16 protein-coding genes are annotated in these 15,554 nt (G+C 63.1%); 11 read left to right on the top strand and 5 right to left on the bottom strand.

The window, feature by feature from the left end:
* Nucleotides 1-40 precede the first annotated feature (40 nt).
* Nucleotides 41-1,540, bottom strand: coding sequence for a histidine--tRNA ligase (gene hisS / locus V7P99_RS09370; RefSeq protein ID WP_333794546.1), 1,500 nt, complete (start codon nt 1,538-1,540; stop codon nt 41-43).
* 319 nt (nt 1,541-1,859) lie between these two features.
* Between hisS and rlmN the strand changes: the two genes are divergently transcribed.
* From rlmN to V7P99_RS09390, 4 genes are all read left to right on the top strand, one after another.
* Nucleotides 1,860-3,110: a 23S rRNA (adenine(2503)-C(2))-methyltransferase RlmN gene (rlmN, locus tag V7P99_RS09375; RefSeq protein WP_333794547.1), complete on the top strand. Its 1,251-nt coding sequence runs from the start codon at nt 1,860-1,862 to the stop codon at nt 3,108-3,110.
* Nucleotides 3,111-3,116: 6 nt separating this feature from the next.
* A complete protein-coding gene (locus tag V7P99_RS09380; RefSeq protein ID WP_333794548.1) occupies nt 3,117-3,539 on the top strand; it encodes a hypothetical protein in 423 nt (140 codons plus the stop codon).
* Nucleotides 3,540-3,668: 129 nt separating this feature from the next.
* Nucleotides 3,669-4,097, top strand: a complete 429-nt coding sequence (locus tag V7P99_RS09385) for a hypothetical protein (protein ID WP_333794549.1) — start codon at nt 3,669-3,671, stop codon at nt 4,095-4,097.
* Between the two features lie 311 nt (nt 4,098-4,408).
* The gene (locus V7P99_RS09390; RefSeq protein WP_333794550.1) at nt 4,409-4,834 is read left to right on the top strand and encodes a hypothetical protein; all 426 of its coding nucleotides are present in this window, start codon (nt 4,409-4,411) and stop codon (nt 4,832-4,834) included.
* A gap of 11 nt (nt 4,835-4,845) precedes the next feature.
* Here the strand turns inward: V7P99_RS09390 and V7P99_RS09395 are convergent, their stop codons facing one another.
* Nucleotides 4,846-5,622, bottom strand: coding sequence for a hypothetical protein (locus tag V7P99_RS09395; protein ID WP_333794551.1), 777 nt, complete (start codon nt 5,620-5,622; stop codon nt 4,846-4,848).
* Nucleotides 5,623-5,979: 357 nt separating this feature from the next.
* Here V7P99_RS09395 and V7P99_RS09400 point away from each other — a divergent pair, with 357 nt between their 5' ends.
* The 5 genes from V7P99_RS09400 to V7P99_RS09420 all read left to right on the top strand — a co-directional run bounded on the left by V7P99_RS09400 (nt 5,980) and on the right by V7P99_RS09420 (nt 11,297).
* Nucleotides 5,980-7,215, top strand: a complete 1,236-nt coding sequence (locus V7P99_RS09400; RefSeq protein WP_333794552.1) for an argininosuccinate synthase — start codon at nt 5,980-5,982, stop codon at nt 7,213-7,215.
* A gap of 143 nt (nt 7,216-7,358) precedes the next feature.
* Nucleotides 7,359-7,655 (top strand): hypothetical protein, encoded by a 297-nt coding sequence (locus V7P99_RS09405; RefSeq protein WP_333794553.1) that lies wholly within the window; start codon nt 7,359-7,361, stop codon nt 7,653-7,655.
* Nucleotides 7,656-7,821: 166 nt separating this feature from the next.
* Nucleotides 7,822-8,607, top strand: coding sequence for a hypothetical protein (locus tag V7P99_RS09410; RefSeq protein ID WP_333794554.1), 786 nt, complete (start codon nt 7,822-7,824; stop codon nt 8,605-8,607).
* A gap of 265 nt (nt 8,608-8,872) precedes the next feature.
* Complete coding sequence (gene typA, locus V7P99_RS09415) at nt 8,873-10,708, top strand: translational GTPase TypA (protein ID WP_333794555.1); 1,836 nt, start codon at nt 8,873-8,875, stop codon at nt 10,706-10,708.
* Between the two features lie 163 nt (nt 10,709-10,871).
* Entirely contained in the window at nt 10,872-11,297 is a 426-nt protein-coding gene (locus tag V7P99_RS09420) for a nuclear transport factor 2 family protein (RefSeq protein WP_333794556.1), read from the top strand.
* Between the two features lie 4 nt (nt 11,298-11,301).
* Here the strand turns inward: V7P99_RS09420 and V7P99_RS09425 are convergent, their stop codons facing one another.
* On the bottom strand, nt 11,302-11,961 hold the full coding sequence (locus V7P99_RS09425; RefSeq protein ID WP_333794557.1) for a TetR/AcrR family transcriptional regulator: 660 nt from the start codon (nt 11,959-11,961) through the stop codon (nt 11,302-11,304).
* A 129-nt stretch (nt 11,962-12,090) separates the two neighbouring features.
* Here V7P99_RS09425 and V7P99_RS09430 point away from each other — a divergent pair, with 129 nt between their 5' ends.
* The gene (locus V7P99_RS09430) at nt 12,091-12,387 is read left to right on the top strand and encodes a putative quinol monooxygenase (RefSeq protein ID WP_333794558.1); all 297 of its coding nucleotides are present in this window, start codon (nt 12,091-12,093) and stop codon (nt 12,385-12,387) included.
* A gap of 180 nt (nt 12,388-12,567) precedes the next feature.
* Here the strand turns inward: V7P99_RS09430 and V7P99_RS09435 are convergent, their stop codons facing one another.
* On the bottom strand, nt 12,568-13,857 hold the full coding sequence (locus V7P99_RS09435; protein WP_333794559.1) for a hypothetical protein: 1,290 nt from the start codon (nt 13,855-13,857) through the stop codon (nt 12,568-12,570).
* A 319-nt stretch (nt 13,858-14,176) separates the two neighbouring features.
* Here V7P99_RS09435 and V7P99_RS09440 point away from each other — a divergent pair, with 319 nt between their 5' ends.
* The gene (locus tag V7P99_RS09440) at nt 14,177-15,004 is read left to right on the top strand and encodes a hypothetical protein (protein WP_333794560.1); all 828 of its coding nucleotides are present in this window, start codon (nt 14,177-14,179) and stop codon (nt 15,002-15,004) included.
* Nucleotides 15,005-15,026: 22 nt separating this feature from the next.
* Here V7P99_RS09440 and V7P99_RS09445 read toward each other — a convergent pair whose 3' ends face one another.
* Nucleotides 15,027-15,338, bottom strand: coding sequence for a hypothetical protein (locus V7P99_RS09445; protein WP_333794561.1), 312 nt, complete (start codon nt 15,336-15,338; stop codon nt 15,027-15,029).
* Nucleotides 15,339-15,554 lie beyond the last annotated feature (216 nt).

Raw genomic sequence — 15,554 nt, forward strand, 5'->3', positions numbered from 1 at the left:
CGGCCGCGAACGGTCGCGCTCTCTTTATCTGCACGCGGCATCACGCATGACGGGCGAGGATCTTGCGCACCTCGGCGACGAGATCGGCCTCTTTCACGGAGACTTGCGCCGGGCGCGTCTCCTTCCATTCCTTATTGTCCTTGATGGCGGCGGCCGCCTTGGCGCCCTCGATTAGATCCTTGAGGATCACTTCGCCCGCGTCGCGCTCGTTCGAGCCTTGGATGACGACCAGCGGCGCGCCGCGCTTGTCGGCGTATTCGAGCTGGCGGCCGAACTTCTTCGGGTTGCCGAGATAAAGCTCGGCGCGGATGTTCGCGTCGCGCAGCATCTGGACAAATTTCTGATAGTCCGCCACGCGGTCGCGATCCATCACCGTAACGACGACCGGACCGGGAACGGAAGCTGGCGCCCTGCCGATGAGAGTGAGCGCGGCCTGAAGGCGCGACACGCCGATGGAGAAGCCCGTCGCCGGCACCTTCTGGCCGGTGAAGCGCGCGACGAGATCGTCATAGCGCCCGCCGCCGCCGACCGAGCCGAAGCGCACGGGATTGCCCTTCTCGTCAGTGGCCGGGATCAGCAGCTCCGCCTCGAAGACCGGCCCCGTATAGTATTCGAGACCGCGCACGACGGACGGATCGATGCGGATACGGTCGGGTCCATAGCCGGCGGCCGCCACGAATGCATCGATCTCCTGAAGCTCGGCCAGCCCCTGCGCACCGCCGTCATTGCCCGAAACCAACGGTGCGACGGCTTCGAGCACCGGCCCGCCGTTGGCCCCGGCTCCAACGAATGCGAGCACTTTGTCGATCGCTTGGGCCTCGAGGCCTGCGCCTTTCGTGAAATCGCCGCTCTCGTCCTTGCGCCCCTTTCCGAGAAGCTCGGCGACACCAGCGGCGCCGAGGCGATCGAGCTTGTCGACGGCGCGAAGAACGGTCATACGCGTGGCGCTGTCCGCATCATTCGCGGGATCGATGCCGATCGACGCCAGCACGCCGTCGAGCACCTTGCGATTGTTCACCTTGACCACGTATTGCCCGCGCGGAATGCCGAGCGCCTCCAGCGCATCGGCCGCGAGCATGCACATCTCGGCGTCGGCCGCGACGCTCTCGGCGCCCACCGTATCGGCGTCGAACTGCGTAAACTGGCGGAAGCGGCCCGGCCCCGGCTTCTCGTTGCGCCACACGGGCCCCGTCGCATAGCGCCGGAACGGCTTTGGCAGATCCTGAAAATTCTCCGCCACATAGCGCGCGAGCGGCGCCGTCAGATCGTAGCGCAGGCTGAGCCACTGCTCGTCCTCATCCTGGAACGAGAACACGCCCTCGTTGGGCCGGTCCTGATCGGGCAGGAACTTGCCAAGCGCGTCCGTATATTCGAAGGCCGGCGTCTCGAGCGGCTCGAAGCCATAGCGCTCATACACTCCCCGGATCGTCTCCAGCATCGCCTGCGTCTGGCGCAACTCCGCCGGGCCGATGTCGCGCATGCCCTTGGGAAGGCGCGCGACAGGACGCTGGGACGCGGATTTCTTTTCGGTTTTGGCCATGGAGCAGGGGATCTTTCGGTCGATAAGGGGGATGAGTTGAGCGTGCCGCCTTATACCGGATCGGCATTCCACGGAAAAGGTTACCAAGGGGCCGCATCTTGGCGGGCTTCCGAAGCTGCCGCGAAGCCGCTACATAGAGGCGTGTTTTGCGAGGCCCGCGATGATGGGCGCCGCCGGCCGTTCACGCGGCGTCATCCCGGCGACGGCCGGGGCCCGCAAGGTTCTAAGGATTTATGGCGGGTGCGGGATCGAGGCGCCGTCTGGTTCCCGTGAGCGGCACGCATGAGAGAGCGGCGCCTATGAGATTGAAGCGAAAGCAATGACACTGGTTCTGGATCAGACGCAGCCGCAAAACGGCGGAGAGAGCGCGGAGACTTCCTCCGTTCGCCCCACGCTTGCCGGCATGAACCGGGCGCGGCTCGGCGACGCTTTGGCTGCGGCCGGCGTTTCGGAGAAGCAGCTCCGTATGCGTACGACGCAGCTTTGGCGCTGGCTGTACGTCACGGGCGCCACGTCCTTCGATCAAATGACGGACGTGTCGAAGGATCTGCGCCGCGAGCTTGGCGCCCGCTATACGCTTGACCGGCCGGAGATTGTCTCCGAGCAGGTCTCGGTTGATGGCACGCGCAAATGGCTGCTCCGCCTGCCGCGGCGTGGGCATGAGGCGCGCGCGCCCGAGGTCGAGACCGTCTACATTCCGGAAGCGGACCGCGGCACGCTGTGCATCTCCTCGCAGGTGGGCTGCACGCTGACCTGCAGCTTCTGCCACACGGGCACGCAGCGCCTCGTGCGCAACCTCGAAGCATCCGAGATCGTTGGCCAGATCCTGCTCGCGCGCGACCGCATCGGCGATTGGCCGCTGCCGAAGGCGGGCCAGGAAAGAGACGCTGAAAGGCCTAACGACGGCGGCCTGTTGCCCGACACCGAGCGCAAGATCACCAACGTCGTGCTGATGGGCATGGGCGAGCCGCTCTACAACTTCGACAATGTGCGCGACGCCATGGACGTGGCCTCCGATGGCGAGGGGCTGTCGCTCTCGAAGCGGCGCATCACGCTCTCGACGTCAGGTGTCGTGCCGGAGATCCGCCGCTGGGGCGAAGAGGCCGGCACCATGCTCGCCATCTCGCTGCACGCCGTGCGCGACGACCTGCGCGACGAGCTGGTTCCGATCAATAAGAAATATCCGATGGCCGAGCTGCTTGAGGCATGCCGCACCTATCCCGGCGTCTCGAACGCTAAGCGCATCACGTTCGAGTATGTGATGTTGAAGGGCGTCAACGACAGCGACGCCGACGCCCGCGAGCTGGTGCGGCTTCTCGCCGGCATTCCGGCCAAGATCAACCTCATCCCGTTCAATCCATGGCCGGGATCGCGCTACGAATGCTCCGATTGGGAGACCATCGAGCGCTTCGCGGACATCGTGAACAAGGCCGGCTACGCGAGCCCGGTACGCACGCCGCGCGGCCGCGATATTCTGGCTGCGTGCGGCCAGCTCAGGAGCGAGAGCGTGAAGCTTCGTGCGCGCGAGCGGGCCGCTCAGGATGTGTCGTCCGCCGGGACGGGAGCTTGACCGCGCATGGTGTTGAGAACCATCGCGCGGCTGATCTGGCTGCCCATCGCATTCCTGATCGCCGCCGCGGTAGCGATGCTCGTGCTGGTGACGTTGGGGCTCGAAACCCTCACACACGCCTTTTACGAGCTCGATGAGCTCGACGGCATGTCCGTGGCTTATGACGTCGCCTGGCAGGGAACGATCATTGCGTCCGGGGCAACGCTCATTCCCGCCGTGATCGTCGTCATTGTGGGCGAGGTGGTCCGCATTCGCTCGTGGCTCTACTACATGGTGGGCGGCGGCATAGCCCTGGCCATCATTCCGCTCTTGGCCCGCATCGATCCCGCGACACTGACCTATGCGCTCCCGGCCATGTGGCATGTCTTTGCCACGGCTGGCTTCGCAGGCGGCTTCGTCTATTGGCTGCTGGCCGGGCGCAACGCTTGAGCGGACGCACCGTCTTTAGCGTACTGCGGCTCTGACGGCTCGCGTCGCAAATCATCGGGTTTTTGGATAGGATGGATCGACGCTTGCCGCGTGCGTTGCATCAGCGCGATGCGAAGCTCGGGGGGCTTGATGCTCGTTTCTCTCATCCGTTTCATATTCGGCTTTGTCGCTGCCGTTCTGGTGGCCGGCGTCGTGCAGGTGCTTTTTGTCGCAGGCGACGGCCTCGTCTCCGGCCTGTCCATGCCCAGGCTGCAAAGCCTCGGCCTCCTCTCTCTGCTGGCTGCGACGCAATCCGCAGTCTTCTCGGCGCCGTTCGCGATCTTGGCCGCGGCCGTCGCCGCTTTGCAGCCCATCCGCTCGCTCGCCTATTTTACGGCGGCAGGCGTGGCCATCGCACTTGCAGGCTTTCTCGCCCAATACGTTGGCGAGACCGGACCGGGCACAATTTTCAACCTTTACGCGCTGTCTGCCTATCTCGTGTCCGGGCTAGCCGGCGGCGTGGCTTACGGGCTGCTCGCACGCCCCAGGCGGGCGCCACTCGTTGAAGAAACTAAGTAAAATCGCTTTGAGCCCTTAGCCGAACTTGCTGAATTGTGCATTGCCCCACTGCCGCGTTCCGCTTACTCTTGTGCGGCGCACAATCGCGCTGCGGGCGCAGCGCCGCCCTCAAGCCGAGGCCGATGATGATGTTCAGCCCTGTCGATACTGAGTTGTCCCGGAGATTTGCCACGAGCTATGCGACGGCGGCGTTCGGCTATGCTCGTGCCGCGTCCGCAGCTTACGCAACGCTCGCAAATCAGGCTTTGGAGTTCTGGGGAGGGATTGCCCGCCCGGCGTCCGGATGGGAAGAGCCCGGCCGCGCAAAGCCCATGCAACTCGTGACCGGTCCACGTCCTTACCGGTCGGCGGTGACCGAGCCTGTGCTGGCCGCGCCGCCATCCCAGGCCCAGGCGACGGACTTTGCCCGCAACCCCTATGGATGGGCCGCACCGATGTTCGCGTCCGTCCGCGCGTGGTGGGATCTGTTCCCTCTCGATGGCAACCCGGCCAGTTGGCCCATGGCCTACGCGATGATGACGGCAGGCGTGCCACGCACCGTAGCGTTGCCGGTCGCGGAGGCGAACGTTGCCGCTCTGGATGCCGTCGATGCGGCGCAGACGTCGATCAGCAGGGCATTCTCGGCCTATAGCCCGGCGAGCCGGTACGCCGCGCCGCAAGTGACAATGCCAAACGTCTGGCTCGGCACGCTTTTTCTCGCGCCCTTTACGGGATCGTACAAGGTATCCTGGAACTGACGTGAAGCGGCTCAGTTGGCGCTCGGCGGAACGGTGACCACGATGGCGTTGTCCCCTCCGAACCCCGAGATCGAGCCGAAGGACGGCATCGTGCTCGGTGCCTCCTGAGCGGTCTTTTCCTTCGCCTTCGGTGGCTCAGGCGCTTGGTCGGCCGCCGGTGCCTCGGCCTGAGCGACCGGCTCCGGCTCAGCTTTTTTCGGCGCAGCTGCCTCTGTCTCTGTCTTGGGCGGAGCCTTTTCAGGCGGCGGGAGCGTGCTTTCGGCAGCGGGCACGACTGCAGCCGGCTTTTCCGGCTCGACCCGGGTGACGGACGCCTTCACGGCCGGGGCTTTTCCTTCTGTCGATACAGCGGCCTTTTTCGGAGGGGATGATTTTTTAGCGGCGGCCTTCTTCGGCGGTGCCGCAGGCCGCGCGACGCAGTGGGCGGCGGTCACCGTGCCGTCACCGCGGGAAATGTCGGCCAGCCAGGCGCAGGCCTTGAGATCCCGGCAGGCCGCTTCGAAAAGCCCGTTACATTGCGCCGCCGATACATCGGTCGCCGTGCCCTCGCCTTCCGGCAGCGTAGCCATCGGGGTGAGCGGTTTGCCGGTCCAAGGCAGCACTTCCTCGCCGGACGTTTCGGCGGCGGCCGCTGGCGGGCTGGCCGCCTCCCCCGGCTCGCTCGTGTCGGCGGATCGGCTGATCGAGATCTGAGGCGCCGGAGACTGGGCCCCCGCCGGAAGCGCGCCGAAGACGGTCCCAGCCGTCCAGAGACCGGAAATGAGCAGTGCGGCCGTCGTCCGTTTCACAATCGTTCCCCCCGAAACGTTGGAATTCCGTAGAAGCGCGAGGCCTCTTTACGCATACGCCCGCCAGACTATCGCCTTTGACGCAGAAAAACACGGCAAGACCATGGAGATTTCCCCGCCGGTGGAATAAAGGCAGGGCGCACCACGCAGATTCACTGTGGGTATGCTGAGACGGAGTGCGCCTTGCGGCCCCGAGACCGGTGCCTATAGTGCCGCGCTTCAGAGTGCTTCCGGAAATGTGGGAACCGGTTTTCCGAAGAGAAGCACGATCAAACAAAAGCTTAGAGCCGTTCCCCGATTCCAGTTAAATCGGAACGGCTCTAGGACGCACGCGGAGAGAGGAAAGAGGTCGGAGCGATGAGCACGAAAGACGGCAAGCCTGAGATCAAGAAGGTGGTGCTCGCCTACTCCGGCGGCCTTGATACCTCCATCATCCTCAAGTGGCTGCAGGAGACTTATGGCTGCGAGGTGGTGACTTTCACCGCCGATCTCGGCCAGGGCGAGGAGCTGGCGCCGGCGCGCGAGAAGGCGCTAATGCTTGGCATCAAGCCCGAGAACATCTTCATTGAGGACCTGCGCGAAGAGTTCGTGCGCGACTATGTGTTCCCGATGTTCCGCGCCAATGCTCTTTATGAGGGCATCTACCTTCTCGGAACGAGCATCGCGCGTCCGCTGATCAGCAAGAAGCAGATCGAGATCGCACGCGCCACCGGCGCCGACGCCGTCTGCCACGGCGCGACCGGCAAAGGCAACGACCAGGTGCGCTTCGAACTCGCCTACTACGCGCTCGAGCCTAGCATCAAGATCATCGCGCCTTGGCGCGAGTGGGTCTTCAAAGGCCGCGAGGATTTGCTTGAGTTTGCGCGCAAGAACCAGATTCCCGTCGCCAAGGACAAAGAGGGGGAGGCGCCCTTCTCAGTGGACGCCAACCTTCTGCACTCGTCCTCCGAGGGCAAGGTGCTCGAGGATCCCGCCTTGAAGGCGCCCGAGATCGTCTATCAGCGCACCATCTCGCCCATGGCCGCGCCCGATAAGGTCACCACCATCAAGATCGGCTTCGAGAAGGGCGATGCCGTCTCGATCGATGGCAAGAAGATGAGCCCCGCGACGCTCCTCAAGGCGCTGAACGATCTCGGCCGCGACAACGGCATTGGACGCATCGATCTCGTCGAGAACCGTTTCGTCGGTATGAAATCGCGTGGTGTCTACGAGACGCCGGGCGGCACCATCCTGCTCGCCGCCCATCGCGCCATCGAGAGCCTCACACTCGACCGCGGCGCCATGCATCTCAAGGACGAACTGATGCCGCGCTACGCAGAGCTCGTCTATTTCGGCTTCTGGTTCTCGCCCGAGCGCGAGATGCTGCAGGCCGCCATCGACAAAAGCCAGGAGCATGTCGAAGGCGAGGTGACGCTCGAGCTCTACAAGGGCAACGTCATCATTGTCGGCCGTGAAAGCCCCAAATCTCTGTACGCACCGAATCTTGTCACATTCGAAGATGATAAGGGTGCGTACGATCAGAAGGATGCGGAAGGCTTTATCAAGCTCAATGCGCTCAGGCTACGGACGCTCGCGGCACGCGACCGGAGGTAGAGTTAGCTTACAAATATGTTCAGGTAAGCGAAGAGACGGAAAATGCCGCTTTCGCGCGTTATTGATGCACGGTGCTAGGAACAATCGTTCCGCACGCTCCGTTGTTCGGACATACGCCGGAACTAAAATAAGGAGATTTCACGTTGAAGATTGCTGCTTATGCACTTTCTGCCGCGCTGCTTGGGCTGATGAGTGCAACTCCCGCCAGCGCTCTGCCGTCCAAGGCGGGCACCGCTGTCCAGAATGACGGCATCGTCCTTGTGCAGCACAAGCACAACCAGAGAAAGTATCACGGCAAAAAGCACCGTCATAATCACAAGTACCGTCCCGGCGGCCGTTACTCGAAAGCTCCTCCGGGCTGGAAGCGCCACTACAAGCGCCCGAGCTATTGGCAGACGCGCGGCTGCGTGATTGTGGGGCCGGTCTGGTTCTGCCCGTAAGCACGATCCGGATTGCTTTTATGAAGTGCCGGGGAGGAGCGTCCTCCCCGGCACTCTCTTTTTTGTGCGCCGCTTTACGTAAATCGCCCCCATGCTTTGCCCTTGAAATGCCGTCGTCGCGCGGTCACGGTCGCGGCTTGAAATTCAGCCGCCCAGACCCGGATCCATGACTCGCGCCTCACTCAATCGCACGCTCCGACGCGTCTACATCGCACTTGGTTTCGTGCTGGTGCTCGCCCTCGTCCTCCGGTTCGCTCATCGCCTTCCGGGCATTGGCGGCACGGCCGCCGAAGCGGCTGCCGGCGACCTTTACGGTTACCTCAAGGACATGGCGTTGATCATCGTGGCGCTGGCCGCCGCCAGCCTTGCCAACGCGTTCCAGAAGCGCTCCCGCTTTGTCGCGAGGCTGGAGGAGCAGTGGCGCGCCATTGCCCGCACGAAATCGGCGCTCGTCACCTATTGCGAGAAGCCCTACGTCGCGACGGACGATTATCTCGCCGCCCTCAGCCGCATCTCCGAGACCATCGACAACGTGCGCAGCGTCTACGCTAATGTCGGTGAAACCGGAATGCTGGCCGGGCTCGATCCCTATGCGCCGCTGCACGATATGCGCCGCGCCCTCCAGTCCCTCGACCCTCGTTTGCGCAAGGACATCCCGCCCGAGGCGAGGCGGCTGGCGCGCGATGCCATTCTGCAATCGTTCGAGGCTCTGCGGGAAGCCATGCTCGAAGAGCTCGACCTCGAAGAGCCCACACGTCCGCTCCTGGTCGCGGGAGGGCACCTGAGTAAGCGGCCGGGCGCGAGCCGCGCCGCACTGTCCCGCGCTGAGCGCCAGCGTAAACGCCAAGATCGCGCCGGCTCGCCGCGGCCGGACGTAGATGCCCTTTTGATCCGCCTTATCGCGGAGGAGGAGCGGCCGCCGGATGGAGGCCGTGCCCCTCCGCCCGCCTGATCCGCGGGTTTGGCCTCGAGCTGGGGAGACATTGCGCTCACTGGCGGATTTAGGGCGGCTGTGCTACTCGGAGCCACATTTTGCGGCGCACACCGCTCCATGCTAAATTCCACGGCCTGGTCGTTTGAGGCACGCGCCGCAAAGCGCGCGTCGGTAAAAGCGGATCGGGCACTCAAACAAAGACCTTGAGGCACGGCACGCGCGGGATCCGAGTCCGATGAAGTGATCGCGCCTGGGGCTTGTGTCAGTATCCATCGGGACACCTATGAGCATTCGCAATATCGCGATCATCGCGCACGTCGATCATGGCAAGACGACGCTGGTCGACGCGCTTCTGAAACAATCTGGCGCCTTCCGCGGCAATCAGAAGGTTGCGGACCGGGCTATGGATTCCGACGACATCGAGCGTGAGCGCGGCATCACCATTCTTGCCAAGTGCACGAGCGTGCTCTGGAAGGATACGCGCATCAACATCGTCGACACGCCCGGCCACGCCGATTTCGGCGGCGAGGTGGAGCGCATCCTGAACATGGTCGACGGCGTGATCGTGCTGGTCGACGCCTCCGAGGGGCCGCTGCCGCAGACGAAGTTCGTCGTTTCGAAAGCCTTGAAGCGCGGCATCCGTCCGATCGTCGCCATCAACAAGATCGATCGGCCCGACGAGCGTCACCAGGACGTGCTGAACGAGATCTTCGATCTGTTCGCTAACCTCGATGCCACCGACGAGCAGCTCGATTTCCCGGTGCTCTACGGTTCGGGCCGCAGCGGATGGATGGCGCCCGATCCGGCGGGCCCGCGTGAGAGCCTCGAGCCGATGTTCGAGCTTATCGTCAATCATGTGCCGCCGCCCTCGGTTGAGCCGGGCCCCGCGCGTATGCTCGCGACGACGCTCGAAGCCGATAGCTTTCTCGGCCGCATTCTCACCGGCCGCATCTCCTCCGGCTCTTTGAAGCCTAACCAGCAGCTCAAGGCGCTCGACCGCAACGGCAAGCTCATTGAAAGCTTCCGCATCAGTAAGGTGCTGGCGTTCCGCGGCCTCGATCGGGTTCCCGTTGAGGAAGCCCGCGCGGGTGAAATCGTGGCCGTGGCCGGGATGAGCGAGGCGACAGTGGCCGATACGCTCTGCGATCCCTCCGTCGAGCAGCCGATCGCCGCCCAGCCCGTCGATCCGCCGACGCTGTCGATGACGTTCCGCATCAACGACGGGCCGTTTGCCGGGCAAGAAGGCGACAAGGTGCAAAGCCGCGTCATCCGCGACCGTCTCCTGAAGGAGGCCGAGAGCAACATCGCCATCCGCGTGACGCCCTCGACCGAGGGCGGCGATGCATTCGACGTCGCCGGCCGCGGAGAATTGCAGCTCGCCATCCTGCTCGAGAACATGCGCCGCGAAGGCTTCGAGCTCACCGTCTCGCGTCCCAAGGTGGTGTTCACGGTTGATGAGGAGACGGGCGCGCGTCTCGAGCCCATCGAGGAGGTCATCATCGACGTCGATGATGGGCATACCGGCATCATCGTGCAGAAGCTCTCCGAGCGAAAAGGCGAGCTGCTGGAGATGCGTCCCTCCGGTGGGGGCCGCACACGGATGGTGTTTCATGTCCCCACCCGCAGCCTGCTCGGCTATCAGGCGGAGCTGCTTTCAGATACGCGCGGGACAGCGGTCATGAACAAGGTGTTCCACGCCTATGAGCCCTACCGTGGCGAAATCGCAGGCCGCCACACCGGTGTTCTGATCTCGAATTCCGACGGCGAGGCCGCGGCCTACGCAATATTCAACCTCCAGGATCGCGGACCCTTTTTCATTGGCCCGCAGACCAAGGTCTACGTCGGGATGATTGTCGGCGAGCACACGCGCGACAACGATCTCGAGGTCAACGTGGTGAAGGGCAAGAAGCTCACCAACGTTCGCGCTTCCGGCAAGGACGACGCCGTTCTGCTCACGCCGCCCATCAAACTCACACTCGAGCGTTCGCTCAGCTACATCGATGATGACGAGTTGGTCGAGGTGACGCCGAAGTCCATCCGGCTGCGCAAGCGTTGGCTCGACCCCAACGAGCGCAAAAAGCAGGAGCGGCGGCGCGAAGCTGGCGAGGCCGTCGCCTGATCCCACTTATTTTTGATGCGGCACTCCTGACTGCAACCATAAGTTGCTGGGGCGCCTACAGATTACAATGACGTTTTTAGCCGCTTCTGCGGCAAATTCATTTTCATGGTCCTGCCGCGGGCGGGAGTGGTCGGGTCGGAACCACGGCGTTGGGGGGTTACCCTTGAAGAAGCTCGACGAAGGCATGGCGCATAGTGTTCTGAACGTCGTCCACAATGCATGGTGCGGAGGCGACGTCGAGCGGCTTCTCTCCTACTGCACCGAGGATTGCGTTTATTGGACCAACGCCGGTGCCCTGGATGGAATGCCGTTCCTCGTGGAGGGGAAGCCGTCGGTGCGAGCGTTCTTACGATCGATCGCTTCGATTGCCGAGCACACGTCGGTCGTTGATCGATTTTATTTCGTGGACGGCGTGGCCCGGGCCGCCATCGAAGCCTCGATCCGTCATCGGCGGACGGGCCATGTGCTGGTCGGCTCGTTTCGCCAGGTCGTCACGTTCGATGGCTGCAAGATTGCGAAGTGCGAGGAATTTCGGGATGCGGCGCAGACGGCGGCGTTCTGGCGCCTCACTGCGAGCGATGAGGCCTAACCATTTAGCGACGTTGTGCGCATCCCACGAGAGCCGCCGGCGCGCCTGCCAGGAACTTGCTGACGACCAAAGCCACGAATGTAACGTGGTTTCCCGTCACCTTGGCGCCGTAGACCCATCGGCGGATGGGCAGATAGAAAACCTCCCCATGCAAGCCCCATGAAAGCTCAATTGCCTCCTGGCTTGGCGTGCTCCCCTCCGATTGACCGGCGATACGGCTGAGCTCGGCGGCAACCGGGACGATCACCTTGCGCCGGATCAGCGCCAGATAGCGCTGGTTGATGTTCACGCCCGCAAGGCCGCCATAGATGAAGGTCCGCACCCAGTCAGGCCGGTCGATAGCGGCCAGATAGCCGGTATAGAATCCCTCCAGGCGTTCGGCGAAGTCGCGGCTCCGGTCGCCAAGCAAGGCATCCCATCCGGGATCCCAGCGGGCGAGGAACATCCGCTCGTACACGCGATCGATCAGGGCTTCCTTGGTGGGAAAGTAGCGGAACAGAAGCGCATGCGAGATGTCGAGGCGTGCCGCGAGATCTCTCAGGCTGCCGTCGAAGCCCACCTCGGAGAAATAGAGGCTCGCGCCCTCCACGATCTCTTCCTCGCGCTGGCGAGGATCGAGACGCTTGCGCTTTTGCTTTGCGCGAGTTTCGCTGGCGTCCGACATTGTTCCCGCCTCCTGGCTTCGGTGCGACGTGTTAACCGATTGGTTAATAGCGCGAACCATGCGAAGAGGCAATTATTAGATGACCAACTGGTCATTAGCAGAAGCCTGTCGCGAGATAAGGAGCGCCCAATGTCGAATACGCCGATTGTCGTCACTCTGCGTTTGACGCCGTCCGACCCCAAGGCCTTTCTGGGGTTCCTTGCCGAAATTCTGCCGGATACGCGCAAAGCCAAGGGCTGTCGTTTCTCGAAGACCTACGTCGGCAAGGATGGTCCGGGTGAGGTGCTGCTCCTTCAGGAGTGGGATTCGCCCGAGGATCAGCTGGCCTATATGGCCTGGCGCCAGGAGACCGGCGTGCTGGAGAAGTTCCTCGGCCATCTGGCGAAGCCAGCAGAGGTCAGCATGTGGCTCGCGGATCCCGCGTGATCGGGCATGCGTGATGCGTGCTCCATCGAAGCTCTAGAGCCTGATCGTTTGAGGGGGATGCGGATACGCATTCCCCGAGAACGTGAATCAGTCTCTCAGATAAAAACTTAGAGCGCGTTCACGTCGCGCAATCCGATTCCGATAAGAGTGAACGCGCTCTAGCTGGGCTGTCCGTCGTCACTACTCGATGACGATGGTCGCCACATAGTCCATCGTGCGGTTGGTATTGTCCGGCGGCAGCAGCGTGTTGAGGAGGTAGGACGTCGGCGAGTAGTTGTCGGGCACCGCGCGATTGAATGCGGCCCGGATCAGCCTCGCCCGTAGCTTCTGCACGACGTTGCCGCCGCTGACGCCGAGATAGTAGTCTTTGAGGGTCGCGAATTTAGTCTGCATGTCCTGTGCGACCTTGCGATGCCCTTCGGACATCTTCTTGAGGCCATCGGGGTTCTCGACGAATACGGATTCGAGCAGAACCTTTTTCTCGGTAGCGGGAATCTTGAGGCCATCGATCACCGTCAATGGTCCGTCGGCCAGGCCGATAACGGCGCTTCGGCCGGTGCTGGTGACGCTATTGCCTGCGGCGTCGAGAGGCTTCATGGGCGGTCTCACACAGGCGGGCACGCGGCTGCCCCGGAATTCATCGGCCGTTTTGCCAGGATCGCAATTGCTGAGAGCCAGGAGCGACCAGGCGAACTCCGAGCAGTAGAGATCGAGCGTGCCCTGCGGGCTGTGGCCAAGGGCCACCTCTCCTAAGTGCCGCACGAAATCGACCGGCTTTCCCGGCTTGAACTTGGGCGCGTTGTAATCGTCGTTGAACTTGATCCGGCTCGGATAGACGCTTTTGGCGCTGCCGTTGAGGCGCGTCGCCCAAGCGACGATATTCGCGCGCTGAGCGTCCGTGAGGCCTCGCGGCCGGACGACGTGGATCAGGTTGAGCGTCCGATAATGCTCGCTGGTGAAGTCGGCCGTCATGCCTTTGCCGAGATACTCCTCGTTCAGCGGATTATCGATGTTCCGGAGTTTTCCGTCCTTGATATAGGCGACGCCCGTGTGGCTGATGCCCATCTGCACGTTCGGATAGGCGCCGGCCCCGCCCCATTCGGAGCGGAACGTCAGAAGAAGATCTCCCGTCTGGAAGATGCCGCTCTTCGCGAGGCGTGCAGCCATGCCGGAGCGCGGCGTGACCACGAGGCGGAGGCCCGCGTCGCTCCCGGTCTTCAGGGCGTCGGGATGCCGGAAGTCGAGCAGAATATCCGTCGTATCGAACGGGCCGGAGAGCGGCGCCCATGTGCTTTTCGGCAACGTGAAGTAGATCGGGATATCGAGCTTCTTGGCGAGGCGGTCGTTCGCTTTCTCGCTGAAGGTGAAGTCCTTTCCGGCCGCCGCGGCGGTTGTCGACCCTGGGGCCAGCAGCGCAACGCAACAGAGAAAGGCTCCTTGAAGCAGGAGCCCGAGCCTCAGTCTTGCCATGACGCAACCCCCTGGTTCCCTCGGCCGTTCATGATTCGGCCGGCTGCCGGCCAAACGCGCCCCACCTTCCCGGCGGAAAGGAATGGCGCGTGTGGCAGCGTTCCCTCAGGGCACATATTTAGCATGGCCGATGGGCCTGCAAAGCGGCTCGTTTGGGGTCTGCGTGTGGATCGTTTGCTTTCTCGATGGCGAGTGGCAAGACTCGCGTCTCGAGCGGTCAGGCCCTAAAATATAGCGAAGCCGTTCGGCCGACCAAAAGCGTGGGGCCGTTCTCTAATCTACTTACGGAACGGCTCTAGCGTCCAAGGGGGCTTTGCGTATGGCAGAGGTCGCGACGAGAGAAGAGGCGGAAGTGCGGGGTGGGGCTGGCGACGACCGGATCGTCTATGCTGCCGGAGGTGGCCGCAAGACGTTCTTTTCGTTCGTATTCCTGATCCTCTTGCCGTTCTTCGCCAGCCTCCCCGCGATGATGTACATGCGGGCGTCGACGGGATTGTTTTTCGACGCCGTCGGCCTTGCGATCGTGGCGGTGGCCTTTGCCATTCTCATGCTCCTGATCGTCGTGGAGCTGTTGTTCTCGCTCCGCGCCCGTGTCGAATTGGGCGAGAGCTCCGTCAGGATGACCCTGCCTTCGGGCCGCGGCCCAACACCGATGCTCCGCTACAAGAGCTACGACATCCCCTACGATCAGGTGCAGTCGGTAGAGACGCGGCGCGAGATCTATGGCGGTTCGCTGGTGCCGGTGCTGCTCAAAGGTGCGCGCCTCATTACGAAGGATGGCCGATCGATCCAGATCGGCTATGTGAGCGAAGCCAACCTCGACCCCTGCTTTCCTTATCCGGAGATCGCCCGGCAGATCGCCGAGCGGGCGCGTCTGCCGCTGATTGATCGTGGCAACGTGCGCCGCTCGTTCCGGCGCAAATTCTTCGGCATCAAGGGAAGCCGCGTCGACGAGATCGACGCGGTCGACGAAGCACAGATCGCCGATTTGAACCGGTCGCACCACAACGTGGTGATGGCGCTGGTTGGCGCACTGTCGGTTCTGATCGTCATCGGCATTGTCGATGATCTGGCGAGCGAGATCCCGATCGGACAGACGGCCTCCGCCGTGCTGCCCCTGCCAAGCATGGCCGTTCCTAAAAACTAGAGCCTGATCGACGCGATGCAATTCAGTTGACGAAGATGCGCACCGTCCTGCGCCGCCGGCCCGCGTATCCGCTTGCGAGCGCCAGCACGCCGAAGGTGACGAAGGTCGGCACGTTGAGCACAGGGGCGACCAGCCCCGTCCAGAGCCACGGCACGGCGCCGCTGACGGCCACCCGGGCCGCCTGGAAGGAATTCGGCGCAAGGTCCTGCCAATGTGCGCCGAGGGTCGTCGCTGTAAACGGTCCGGCCCCGTAGACCGCGGGCGTCGCGTCGATAACGACGGCGATTGTCGCGATCAGAAGGAAGAGGGCGGCGAGGAATCTGAAGACGACCATGAGCTGCTTTCTCGTCCTTGGGATCCGACAAACGGCCTCGGGGGTGTCCGGTCTGCAAGATCTATCACGGGGGCGTTGAAAATGGGATCTATCCCCCCTTGTCTGTTGTCTCCCCGGCGGTTCTGGGTATAGTGCGCCGCTCCACTCCGGGGTTTGCTTTGGGAGAGATGGCCGAGTGGTTGAAGGCGCACGCCTGGAACGCGTGTAGGCGGGCAA

The sequence above is a fragment of the Hyphomicrobium sp. genome (genome assembly GCF_036780825.1).
Classification (GTDB): Bacteria; Pseudomonadota; Alphaproteobacteria; order Rhizobiales; family Hyphomicrobiaceae; genus Hyphomicrobium_C.